The sequence below is a fragment of the Nakamurella deserti genome (genome assembly GCF_003260015.1).
In the GTDB taxonomy this organism is placed as follows: domain Bacteria; phylum Actinomycetota; class Actinomycetes; order Mycobacteriales; family Nakamurellaceae; genus Nakamurella; species Nakamurella deserti.
Genome location: NZ_QCXS01000002.1, coordinates 1258210 through 1270330 on the forward strand (window position 1 = coordinate 1258210; position 12121 = coordinate 1270330).

Here is a 12121-nt window from a genome sequence, read left to right on the forward strand (position 1 = left end):
CTAGATCGACTCGATCAGCTTGTCGACCCGGTCGTCGATGGACTTGAACGGGTCCTTCAACAGCACGGTGCGCTGCGCCTGGTCGTTGAGCTTGAGGTGCACCCAGTCGACGGTGTAGTCCCGGCCGGCGTCCTGGGCGGCGGCGACGAACTTCCCGCGGAGCTTGGCCCGGGTGGTCTGCGGCGGCACCGTCATCGCCTCCTCGATCCGCGCCTCGTCGACGACGGTGCGGGCCATCCCGCGGGCGGCCAGCAGCGAGTAGAGCCCGCGGCCGGGCCGGACGTCGTGATAGGCCAGGTCGATCTGGGCGACCCGGGGGCTGGTCAGCTCGAGCTGGTTCTTCTCCGCGTACCGGTCGATGAGCTTCTTCTTGATGACCCAGTCGATCTCGGTGTCCACGCCCGACAGGTCGCCGGTCTCCACCGCGCGCAGCGTGCGGCCCCACAGGTCCATCACCTGGTCGGTGACCGGGTCGCTGCCGCGGACGGCGACGAAGTCGACCGCCCGCTGGTAGTAGTCCAGCTGCGCGTCCAGTGCGCTGATCACGCCGCCGCCGGCCAGCTTGACCTCCTTGCGGCCGGTCAGGTCGTTGGAGATCTCGCGGATGGCCCGGATGGGGTTCTCGAAGGTGAAGTCGCGCAGCGCCACCCCGGCCTCGATCATCTCCAGCACCAGCGCGGCCGACCCCACCTTCAGCAGCGTGGTCGTCTGGCTCATGTTGGAGTCACCGACGATGACGTGCAGCCGGCGGAACCGCTCCGCGTCGGCGTGCGGCTCGTCGCGGGTGTTGATGATCGGCCGGGAGCGGGTGGTCGCCGACGAGACGCCCTCCCAGATGTGCTCGGCGCGCTGGGACAGGCAGTACGTCGCACCGCGTGGGGTCTGCAGCACCTTGCCGGCCCCGACGATGAGCTGCCGGGTGACCAGGAACGGGATCAGCCCGTCGGAGATCCGGGAGAACTCGCCCTGCCGCGCGATGAGGAAGTTCTCGTGGCAGCCGTAGGAGTTGCCTGCCGAGTCGGTGTTGTTCTTGAACAGGTAGATGTCGCCGCCGACACCCTCCTCCTGCAGCCGCGCCTCGGCGTCGACCACCAGGTCCTGCAGGATCCGCTCGCCGGCCTTGTCGTGGGCGATCAGCGAGTACAGGTCGTCGCACTCGGCGGTGGCGTACTCGGGGTGCGAGCCGACGTCCAGGTAGAGCCGACTGCCGTTGCGCAGGAAGACGTTCGACGACCGTCCCCACGACACGACGCGGCGGAAGAGATACCGGGCCACCTCGTCGGGGCTCAGCCGGCGTTGCCCCTTGAAGGTGCAGGTGATCCCGAACTCGGTCTCGATACCCATGATTCGGCGCTGCATGACCCAAACCCTATGCGTCCCGCGCACGGTCCCGCGGACGGCCCGGGCCCGCGTCGTGGCGTCGCCCGCCGCCGCGGCCGCGCAACGGGCTCCGCGCGGCCCCGGCGGTCGGCTCAGCCGACGGCGTCGAGCAGCAGGGTCAGCCCGGTTCCCGGGCAGCCGTGCAGCGTCCGGCCGTCCGGCAGCGCCCCCGTCGGATCCGGCTGCTGGAGTCGTTCGCGCAGGCCGGGGAAGCGCAGCACCGTGCCGGCGGCGCGGTGCGCGTCGGTGGACACCACCACCCGGCCGGCGGCGTTGAGCAGCGTGGCCGGTCGGCCGGCGCCCAGCAGCCGCGGCAGCAGCAGCGACTCGACCGTGCGGACGTAGATGTCCATCCCGACCATGCCGATCATCGCCGGCGCCGCCCCGGGCGCCCGGACCGCGACCGGGGCGGTCAGGGTCAGCGTGTACTCGTCGGTGCACAGGTAGTCCACGTACGGGCCGGTGATGTGCGGGCGGCCGGTCGCGGCGGGCACCCGCCACCATTCCAGGACGGTGTAGTCCCGGTAGCCGTCCGAGCCGGGGTCGAGATCCACGGACAACCGGCGGACCGGTGCCGATCCGGCCGGAACCGTCCCGCGCCCGATCGGGTTGTCCGGTCCGAGCCACCACGACAGGTAGCGCGTCGCGCCGCGGACCCAGTCGGGCCGGGCGATGAACCCCGCGCCCACCACGGTCGGCTCGGGGCGGGACAGCTCGGCGAGCACCAGCGACCGGGTCACCAGGTCGAGCTGCCCGGGGGTGGGGCCGGCGGCCGGCCAGCCGCGGGCGCCGAGTGCGGCGGCCCAGCCCTGCATCGTGGCGACCATGGCCGCGAAGGTGTGGCTGACCGCCGCGACGCAGTCGGCGACGGCGTCGACCGGCGGCACCAGGGTGGACGGTCCGGTCATGACGGCGGTTCCTTCCGGACGGGGACGGTCGGTGGACCGCTGTCGAGGGTGCTCTTGTGGTCGACGAGCCATTCCAGACTCGCGTCCACGTGGGCGGCGGTCAACGCCCGGGCCCGCTCGGTGTCCACGTCGTCCAGAGCGGCGGCGATGGCGTCGTGCGCCTCCCGGGCGGTGACCCGGGCGTGGGGGTCGTCCTGGCAGCGCCACAGCAGGGCACCGAACTCGGCCTGCAGCCGCACCTCCTCGCGCACCAGCCGGGGCGACTGGCTCAGCGCGGCGAGCTGCAGGTGGAAGGCGTTCTCGCCGCGGCGGCCGGCCACCGGGTCGTCGGTGCCGGTGCGCTCGACCAGGAGGCGGAGCTGCGCGACGTCGTCGGGTGCAGCCCGGTCGGCGGCGAGCTCGGCGGCACCGGCGTTGATGGTGCGGTAGTAGGTGGCCATGTCGCGCAGGTCGACCCGGGAGAGCTGCCTGAGGCGGTGGTCCAGGGCGGCGCGGTCGGGTCGGTCCGCGGCCGTGACGAAGCTGCCGCCGTCGCGGCCCCGGGTGGTGCGGACCAGCCCGCGGTGCCGCAGCGCCTCCAGCGCCTCCCGCGCGGTGACCGTCGCCACCCCGAACCGGCGGGCCAGGTCGGCTTCGCGGGGCAGCCGTTCGTCGTGGTGCAGCAGCCCCGCCGCGATGGCCTCGGCCAGGCGGCGCTCGACGAGCTCCGCCCGGCCGCCGCCCTCCAGCGGGGCGAACACCGCCGCCCGCGACAGGTCGTGGTCCTCCTGGGAGGACCGCACGGAACTGGGCATCGGGACTCCGGGGCTGGTCACAGACTTGTGACCGGATCGTAACGTGGGCCGATGGCAAAAGACATCTGGTTCCATATGATTCAGCGACCAGACGGCCGGACGGAGTTGAGCGTGACAGGAACCGATGTGGCCCCACCCGCCATCCGGCTGACCGGACTCACCCGCGTGTTCGGGGACGTCCGTGCCGTGGACGGTGTCGACCTGGACATCGCCGACGGCGAGTTCTTCTCGATGCTGGGGCCATCCGGGTCGGGCAAGACGACCGTGTTGCGGATGATCGCCGGGTTCGAGCAGCCCACCTCCGGCACCGTCGAGCTGCACGGCCGGGACGTCACGGCGCAGGCGCCGTTCCAGCGGGACGTGAACACCGTGTTCCAGGACTACGCGCTTTTCCCGCACATGAACGTGCTCGACAACGTGGCGTACGGGCTGCGGGTCCGCGGGATGGGGCGGCGCGAACGGCACGGCCGGGCCCGGGAGGCGCTGGCCCGGGTCCGCCTGGAGGGGTACGACGAACGCCGGCCGTCGCAGCTGTCGGGTGGCCAACGACAACGCGTCGCGCTGGCCCGGGCGACGGTCGTCCAACCGAAGGTGCTGCTGCTCGACGAGCCTCTGGGCGCGCTGGACCTGAAACTCCGGGAGGAACTGCAGGTCGAGCTGAAGGCGCTCCAACGCGACCTCGGCATCACCTTCATCTTCGTCACCCACGACCAGGAGGAGGCGCTGACCCTGTCCGACCGGATCGCGGTGTTCAACCACGGCCGGATCGAACAGCTCGGCACCCCCACCGAGATCTACGAGTCCCCGCGGTCGACGTTCGTCGCGACCTTCGTCGGGACGTCCAACGTCTTCGACGCAAAGCTGTCGCAGGCGGTGCTCGGCCGCGGCGGCGTCAACGCGTTGCGGCCGGAGAAGCTCGCGCTGACCGGCACCGGACCGGGCGTGCCCGGCACCGTCGCCGAGGTGATCTACCTGGGCGCCGGCAGCCGGGTGCTCGTCGACCTCGACGCCGGGACCCGGGTCACCGTGCTGGAACAGAATTCCGCCGGCCGCGCCGCGATCGTGCAGCGCGGTGAACGGGTGCGGATCCGCTGGTCCGACGCGGACGTGGTCGCCCTGACCCCCGCCGCCGCCCTGCCCTGACCCCGTCGTCCATCAGGCCCACCTCGATCCACCACGTCGTGCGTGCCGCCGGGGGGCCACGCCTCCCGCTCCCGCCGCACCGGACGACCGCACCACCGCACGATCCGTCCCGACCCCCCCCGGTCCCGACCCCCCCGTCCAGGGAGTCCCGTCCACCACCGAACGGAAGGCACCACCATGCACACACCGATCCGCCGCCGCGGCGCGCTGGGGGTGACCGCGGGCGCGATGCTGCTGCTCGCCGCCTGTGGCACCACGTCCGGCTCGTCGCCGTCCACCAGCGCCGCCCCCTCCGCGGCCCCGTCGGTCACCGCCACCACCATCGGCGCCGGTGAGGGGACCGTGTCGATCCTGGCCTGGCCCGGTTACGTCGAGGACGGGTCCAACGACCCGGCCGTCGACTGGGTGACCCCGTTCGAGACCCAGACCGGGTGCCAGGTCACCTCCAAGACCTACGGCACGTCCGACGAGGCGTTCTCGCTGATGAAGACCGGCGACTACGACGTCGTCGCGGCGTCCGGCGACGCGTCCCTGCGGCTCGTCGCCGCGGGCGACGTCGCCCCGGTCAACACCGAACTGCTGAGCAACTACGACGGCATCTACGACTTCCTGAAGATGCAGTCGTGGAACAGCGTCGACGGTCAGTCGTACGGCATCCCGCACGGCTACGGCGCCAACCTGCTGATGTACAACACCGAGGCCGTCACCCCGGCGCCCACCTCGTGGGACGTCGTCTTCGACAAGGCCTCGTCCTACGCCGGCAAGGTGACCGCCTACGACTCCCCCATCTACATCGCCGATGCCGCCGTCTACCTGATGACGCACCAGCCGGACCTGGGCATCAAGAACCCCTACGCGCTGGACGAGACCCAGCTCGCCGCGGCCGTCGACCTGCTGAAGGCGCAGCGCGCCCACGTCGGCGAGTACTGGTCGGACTACCTCAAGTCCATCCAGTCGTTCGAGACCGGTGACACCGTCGTGGGCACCACCTGGCAGGTGATCGCGAACTCGATCCCCGAGGGCACCCCGGTGGACGTGGTGCTGCCGGTCGAGGGCGTCACCGGCTGGTCGGACACCTGGATGGTCGCGTCGAAGGCCAAGAGCCCGAACTGCGCCTACCAGTGGCTGAACTACATCGCGAGCCCCGAGGCGAACGCCGCCGCCACCGCGTACTTCGGCGAGGCGCCGTCGAACCAGGCGGCGTGCGAGTTCCGCACCGACTGCGAGGCGTTCCACGCCGGTGACGCCGACTACGCCGCCAAGATCTGGTACTGGTCGACGCCGATCGCCGAGTGCATCGACGGGCGTACCGACGCCACCTGCACCGACTACTCCGCCTGGACCAAGGCCTGGGCCGAGATCAAGGGCTGAGCCGGGCCGACCCCGTCGTCCGTCGCGGTCCCGTCCGGGTCACCCCCGGACGGGACCGCACCTCTGGAGAGAGTTGACCGAGTGAGTACCGAACTGCAGGAGCGGGTGCCCCGGATCCGTGACTCGCCGGCGCGCCGCGCCTCGGTGGTGCTGTCCCGGCACGCCCGGCTCCGGCTGGGGCTGCTGCTGACCGCACCGCTGTTCTGGCTGGGCCTGGTCTACATCGCCGCGCTCGCCGCGCTGCTGATCACCGCGCTGTGGACGGTTGACAGCTTCACCGGGCTGATCAGCACCACCTGGACGCTGGACAACATCGTCGAGGTCGTCACCGGGTCGCTCTACCAGACCGTCACGCTGCGGACCGTGGCCGTCGCGGCCCTGGTCACGGTGGTCGACATCGTCATCGCGCTGCCCATCGCCTTCTTCATGGCCAAGGTCGCCTCACCCCGGCTGCAACGCGCACTGGTCATCGCCGTGCTGATGCCGCTGTGGGCCAGCTACCTGGTGAAGGCGTACGCGTGGCGGTCGGTGCTGTCCAACGACGGCCTGTGGGACTGGGCCGGTGCGCCGTTCGGCATCAGCAGCCCCGGGTACGGGCTGACCGCCACGGTGATCACGCTGGCCTACCTGTGGCTGCCCTACGTCATCCTGCCGATCTACGCGGGCCTGGAACGGGTTCCCGACAGCCTCCTCGAGGCGTCGTCGGACCTGGGTGCCTCGACCTCGCGGACGCTGCGCACGGTGGTGCTGCCGCTGCTGTGGCCGGCGATCATCGCGGGCTCGATCTTCAGCTTCTCGCTGTCGCTGGGCGACTACATCACCGTCAACATCGTCGGCGGGACGAACCAGTTGCTGGGAAATCTCGTCTACACCAACGTCGGCGCGGCCAACAACCTGCCGCTCGCGGCGTCGATCGCGTTGATCCCCATCGTCATCATGTTCGTGTACCTGACCGCGGCCCGCCGCAGTGGTGCTCTGAACAGCCTGTGAAGCTCAGCCGCCCGGCCCGTGTCCTGCTGGGCACCTTCACTCTCGTGGTGCTCGGCATCATCTACGTGCCGCTGCTCGTGGTGCTGGTCAACAGCTTCAGCACCTCGACCAGCCTGACCTGGCCACCGCCGGGCTTCACCTTCGAGTGGTGGGGGCGGGCGTTCCGCAACGAGGGTGCCCTGGACTCGCTGGCGACCAGCGTGCAGGTCGGGCTGGCGGCGACCGCCATCGCGCTCGTCCTCGGGACGCTCATCTCGCTGGCGCTGCAGCGGTACGAGTTCTTCGGCCGGGACACCGTCAGCCTGCTGGTGATCCTGCCGATCGCGCTGCCCGGCATCGTCACCGGCATCGCCCTGAACAACGCGTTCCGGACGATCATGGGGATCCCGTTGAGCCTGTTCACGGTGATCGTGTCGCACGCGACGTTCTGCATCGTGACCGTGTTCAACAACGTGATCGCCCGGCTGCGCCGCACCGGCACCACCCTCGAAGACGCCTCCGCCGACCTCGGGGCCGGCGTCTGGACGACGTTCCGGCTGGTGACCTTCCCGCAGCTGCGGTCGGCGCTGTTCGCCGGCGGGTTGCTGGCGTTCGCGCTCAGCTTCGACGAGATCATCGTGACCACCTTCACCGCCGGCTCCGGGGTGTCGACGCTGCCGATCTGGATCCTCAACAACCTGTTCCGCCCCAACCAGGCGCCGGTGGTCAACGTGATCGCCGTGGTGCTGGTCGTGGTGTCCATCGTGCCGATCTACATCGCGCAGCGGATCGCCGGGTCGGAGCAGACGCGGCGGTGAGCCCCGTTCTGCACAGTCGGCGTGGGATGACCGGATGACGGTGTCGGTCACGCCGGAGCCGGGTCGGGGGTGGGATCGGGGGCATCTCCAGGGTGCTGAGGCCGGTGCCGGGTGCCGGGGCCGGGTGCCGGGTGCCTGGGCCGGGTGCCTCACTTTCGACGTGAAAACTCCCGGAATCCGGCGATGTCCACGCCGAAATGAGCGGCTGCACCCGTCCTCGGGGCCTTCCGGCCGAGCCTTCTCTTTTCGGCGTGACGACAGCCGGAATCCGGAGATCTCCACACCGAAAGTCGCGGCCGCCCCGGTCCTCGGGGGACTCCCGACCAGGGCTCTCCCCTTTCGGCGTGGAGACGGCCGAATCCGGCGATTCCCACGCCGAAAGCAGCCGGGGCGCCGATCCCCGGGGGCGTCCCGGCCGAGCCTTCGCTGCCGGCGTGGAGACAGCCGGGATCCGGCACTCACGCCGAAACAGCCCGTCCTGTGGTCGGGCTGCCTGGGCGCCGCGGCTCCTTTCCGCGTGACGACAGCCGGAATCCGACGATCCACACGCCGGAATCAGCGGCTGCCCCGGCCCCCCGGGTCCCTCCGGCAACGGCTCCCCCTTTTCGGCGTGAACACTATCGGAATCCGAAGGTTTCCACGCCGAAACAGCCCGTGTACTGTTCGGCCGCCTCGTCGCCGGGGGCTCACTTTCGGCGTGACCAGCACCGGGATCCGGTGATGATCACGCCGAAACCGACCGGGGCGTAAGACCCCGGAACGGACCCGGCCGTACGGGTCAGGCCCGGTGCTTCCGGGTGGCGTCGCGGACCTCACCGATCAAAGTCTCGATCGCGTCCTCCAGCATCACCACGCCGGTCCGTTCGGCCGAGACCGGGGTCCCGGTGCCGGCCAGTGAGACCTGCGCGAGGTGCGCGCCGACCCGGCGCATCTGATCCAGCGCGGACCGCAGCGGAATGTCCTGCGGCAGCACCGGCAGCTCGCGGATCCGCGCCGCCGGCACCGGGCGGTCCCGGTCGTCCTCGTCGAGACCGACGACGTCGCGGATGTGCAGGTACCCGAGGTAGCGCCCGTCCGGCGCCTGCACCGGGAACCGGGAGAAGCCGGTGCGCGCACAGGCCAGCTCGACCTCCGCGGGCGTGGCACCCTGCGGGACCGTGACGACCTGCCGGTCGGGCACGACGATGCCGGCGAGCGTCGCGGTGTCGAAGTCCAGCGCACTGGTCAGCCGGCCGCTCTCGTCCTCGTCGAGCAGACCCTCCTCGCTGGACTCGCTGATCAGCCCGGCGACCTCCTCACGGGTGAAGGTCGAGCCGACCTCGTCCTTGGGTTCGAACCCGAGCAGCCGGACGATGGCGTTGGCGAGGTGGTTGAGACCACGCAGCACCGGTCCGAGCAGCTTGGCGATCATCCGCAGCGCCGGCGCCAACGTCATCGCGACCCGTTCGGGGCTGGCGATGGCGATGTTCTTCGGCACCATCTCGCCCAGCGAGACGTGCAGCGACACCACGATGAGCAGCGCCAGCGTCAGCGCCACCGGGTGCAGCCACGAGTCGGGCACGCCGAGGGAGTGGAACAGCGGCTCGAGCAGCGTCGCCACGGCCGGCTCACCCAGCGCACCGAGCAGCACCGCGCACACGGTGATGCCGAGCTGGGCGCACGCCATCATCAGCGAGACGTCCTCCATCGCCTTGAGGGTCGACCGGGCGCTCTTGCTGGTGACGGCGAGCGGTTCGATGACGCTGCGGCGGGACGAGACGAGGGAGAACTCCGCGGCCACGAAGAACGCACTGGCGAACAGCAGCAGGACCGAGATCAGGACCAGGAACCAGGGACTCATTCGTCCTCACCGTCCCAACCTTCACGCAGGCCGATGGCCGACAGCTGCAGCGTCTCTATCCGGTGCCCGACGCGGTGCACCACGTCCAACCGGACCCAGGCCGACCGGGGCAGGTCGTCCTCGGGGTCGGGCTCGATATCGGTGGCGGACTGGGCGGCGGGATGCGTCCGGCGGGACTCCGCGAGACCCTCGGCACGCTCGGCGGGGGTGCGGTGGTCGTCGTCGTGCTCGGCGTGCGTCGCGTGGTCGTCGCCGGACCCGAGGCCGGACCCGGCGATGTAGGTGCTCGACGCCGCGGCGGCCGGGGCGAGCCCGGCCTCCTGCAGCAGCTCCTCGGCTGCCGACGGCGCCTCCCGGGCGGCGTCCAGGGCGCCGAGTGCCGCACTGTGACGCACGGTGGCCTCGACGACGGTGAAGTCGCCGTCGGTGGCGAGCCGGCCGAGCCGGGCCAGCACCAGGCCGGCGATCGTCTCGTACTCACCGGCTTCGGGCAGCAGCACCCCGGTGATCTCGGCGACCTCGTCCGGCCGCAGGATCCCGGGCAGCAGCCACGTGCGGTCGGGCAGCCGTTCGGCGCGCCGCGCCTTGGGGTCGTGTTCGTCGGTGATCTCACCGACCAGCTCCTCGACGACGTCCTCCAGGGTCAGCACCCCGGCGGTCCCGCCGTACTCGTCGGCGACGACCGCCATCTGGAAACCGCGCTCGCGCAGCAGGTCGAGCAGACCGTCCAGCGGCATCGTCTCCGGGACCACCGGCAGCTCCGAGACCAGCGCCGACACCGGTACGTGCGCCCGCTGCTCGCGGGGAATGGACACCGCCCGCTTGAGGTGGACCAGGCCCAGCACGTCGTCGGAGTCCTCGCCGATGACGGGGAACCGGGAGTGGCCGGTCTCGGCGGCGGCGGCGATGATCTCCTCGGCCGACTCCACCGACTTGATGAAGCGCACCCGGGGCCGTGGGGTGAGTACGTCGGCGGCGGTCTTGTCGGAGAACGAGATGGACCGGGCCAGCAGGCCGGCGGTGCGGTTCTCCAGGGTGCCCTGCTCGGCGGAGCGGCGAACCAGGCTGGACAGCTCGTCGGGCGATCGGGCCGACCGGAGCTCCTCCTGGGGCTCGATCGAGAACATCCGCAGCACTCCGTTGGCCGCGCCGTTGAGCACCCAGATCAGCGGCTTGAACACCGTCGCGGAGATCCGTGACGCTCCGACGACGGTCTTGGCCGTACCGAGCGGTTCGGCGATGGCCAGGTTCTTGGGCACCAGCTCACCGAAGACCATCGACAGGATGTTGGTGATCACGAGGGCGATCACCACGGCGGCGGTGACGGACGCGCCGTCGCCGAGACCGACGGCACCCAGCGGCGCGCCGATCAGGTCGGCCAGGGCCGGCTGCATGACGAAGCCGAGCGCCAGGGTGGTGAGGCTGATGCCGACCTGGGCGCCCGACAGCTGGGTGGACAGCGTCCGCAGGCCGGTCAGCAGGGACTGGGCACCGGCGTCGCCGTCGGCGGCCTGCCGGGACACGGTGGCCCGGTCGACGGTGATGAGGCTGAATTCGGCGGCGACGTAGAGCGCGGTGAAGGCGATCAGGACGAGGCCGACGCCCAGTCCGATCCACGCGGTGATCATCTGGGCGCGGACATGCGCTGGGGAACTCCAAGCTCTGGACTGCACGGTGGTGCGAGAAGCCCCAACCTACCAAAGGCGGTGGGGGCCGTCGGGCACAGCGTGCCGGGCACGGCGACGAGACGACCGATGTACACGTCGGTCTCGGGTACCCGCTCGGGCGTCCCGCGCACCGCACGCGGGGGGGTGTGGCCGCGGACGGCCGCCCGGGTACACAGCAGCGGTGACCTTCTCGCTCTCCCCGTCCCCGTCCGGTGATCGCTCCCCGGGCCGGTCACGGTCGCGCACCCCGGTCGCCGCGACCCCGCCCACGACGGGCGGTGAGAGCCTGCTCACGGTGCTCGTCGCGTTCGGCGCCAACCTGCTGATCGCGGTGGCCAAGACGGTGGCGGCGACGCTCACGGGTTCGTCGTCGCTGCTGGCCGAGGCGGCGCACTCGTGGGCGGACGCCGGCAACGAGGTGTTCCTGCTGATCGCCGACCGCCGGTCGAAGAAGGCGGCCGACGAGGATCATCCGCTCGGTTACGGGCGGGAGGCCTACGTCTGGTCGATGTTCGCCGCGCTCGGACTGTTCGCCGCGGGATCGGCGGTGTCGCTCACCCACGGCATCTCCGAACTGCGCGATCCGTCGCCGGCGGAGAACTTCCTTCTCGGGTACCTGGTCCTCGCGGTGGCGTTCGTGCTGGAGGGCGTGTCGTTCCTGCAGTCGGTGCGGCAGGCCCGCCGCGAGGCCCGCACGTTGCAGCGGGACCTCATCGAGCACGTCCTGGTCACCTCTGATCCGACCCTGCGCGCGGTGTTCGCCGAGGACGCGGCGGCCCTCGTCGGCCTGATCGTGGCGGCGGCGGGCCTCGCCGCGCACGAGATCACCGGATCTGCGGTGCCGGACGCGGTGGCGTCGATCGTCATCGGCGTCCTGCTCGGGGTGGTGGCGCTGGTGCTGATCAACCGCAACCGACGCTTCCTGGTGGGCGAGGTGGTCGACCCCCGGGTGCGGGCGGCGGCGGTCGAGTCGCTGGTCGCGATGCCCGGGGTGGCGCGGGTGACGTACCTGCGGTTGGACGTCGTCGGCCCCCGCCGGATCAGCCTGATCGCCGACGTCGACCTCACCGGTGACGACCCCGAGTCGCACCTGGCGGTCCGCTTGCGCGACCTGGAGGCACGGTTGGTGGACAGCCCGGTCGTGGTCGGGGCGGTGCTGAGCCTGTCCGCGCCGGACGAGCCCTCGCTGACCCGCTGACCCGCTGAGCCGGCCCCGGCCGGCCTCGCCCCG

10 protein-coding genes are annotated in these 12121 nt (G+C 71.3%); 5 read left to right on the top strand and 5 right to left on the bottom strand.

From position 1 onward, the window contains the following. From pafA to DB033_RS05865, 3 genes are all read right to left on the bottom strand, one after another. On the bottom strand, positions 1-1359 hold the full coding sequence (gene pafA, locus DB033_RS05855) for a Pup--protein ligase (RefSeq protein ID WP_111765855.1): 1359 nt from the start codon (positions 1357-1359) through the stop codon (positions 1-3). Positions 1360-1472: 113 nt separating this feature from the next. Then, entirely contained in the window at positions 1473-2288 is an 816-nt protein-coding gene (locus tag DB033_RS05860; RefSeq protein WP_111765856.1) for a cache domain-containing protein, read from the bottom strand. After that, a complete protein-coding gene (locus DB033_RS05865) occupies positions 2285-3082 on the bottom strand; it encodes a FadR/GntR family transcriptional regulator (RefSeq protein ID WP_111765857.1) in 798 nt (265 codons plus the stop codon). Before DB033_RS05865 ends, DB033_RS05860 begins: the two co-directional genes overlap by 4 nt. A 75-nt stretch (positions 3083-3157) precedes the next feature. Between DB033_RS05865 and DB033_RS05870 the strand changes: the two genes are divergently transcribed. The 4 genes from DB033_RS05870 to DB033_RS05885 all read left to right on the top strand — a co-directional run bounded on the left by DB033_RS05870 (position 3158) and on the right by DB033_RS05885 (position 7383). Then, positions 3158-4225 carry an ABC transporter ATP-binding protein gene (locus DB033_RS05870; protein WP_170315478.1) on the top strand — a complete coding sequence of 356 codons (1068 nt, stop codon included), beginning with the start codon at positions 3158-3160 and terminating at the stop codon, positions 4223-4225. A 177-nt stretch (positions 4226-4402) separates the two neighbouring features. Beyond that, positions 4403-5596, top strand: a complete 1194-nt coding sequence (locus tag DB033_RS05875; protein ID WP_111765859.1) for an ABC transporter substrate-binding protein — start codon at positions 4403-4405, stop codon at positions 5594-5596. A gap of 81 nt (positions 5597-5677) precedes the next feature. Then, a complete protein-coding gene (locus DB033_RS05880) occupies positions 5678-6586 on the top strand; it encodes an ABC transporter permease (protein ID WP_240615764.1) in 909 nt (302 codons plus the stop codon). Next, positions 6583-7383, top strand: coding sequence for an ABC transporter permease (locus DB033_RS05885; RefSeq protein ID WP_111765860.1), 801 nt, complete (start codon positions 6583-6585; stop codon positions 7381-7383). The genes DB033_RS05880 and DB033_RS05885 overlap by 4 nt, the downstream gene beginning before the upstream one ends. Before the next feature lie 778 nt (positions 7384-8161). Here DB033_RS05885 and DB033_RS05890 read toward each other — a convergent pair. Together DB033_RS05890 and DB033_RS05895 are read right to left on the bottom strand one after the other, a co-directional pair. Next, positions 8162-9223, bottom strand: coding sequence for a hemolysin family protein (locus DB033_RS05890; RefSeq protein WP_111765861.1), 1062 nt, complete (start codon positions 9221-9223; stop codon positions 8162-8164). Further along, entirely contained in the window at positions 9220-10851 is a 1632-nt protein-coding gene (locus DB033_RS05895) for a hemolysin family protein (RefSeq protein ID WP_157970527.1), read from the bottom strand. Before DB033_RS05895 ends, DB033_RS05890 begins: the two co-directional genes overlap by 4 nt. Before the next feature lie 220 nt (positions 10852-11071). Between DB033_RS05895 and DB033_RS05900 the strand changes: the two genes are divergently transcribed. Continuing rightward, a complete protein-coding gene (locus DB033_RS05900) occupies positions 11072-12088 on the top strand; it encodes a cation diffusion facilitator family transporter (protein WP_111765862.1) in 1017 nt (338 codons plus the stop codon). Positions 12089-12121 lie beyond the last annotated feature (33 nt).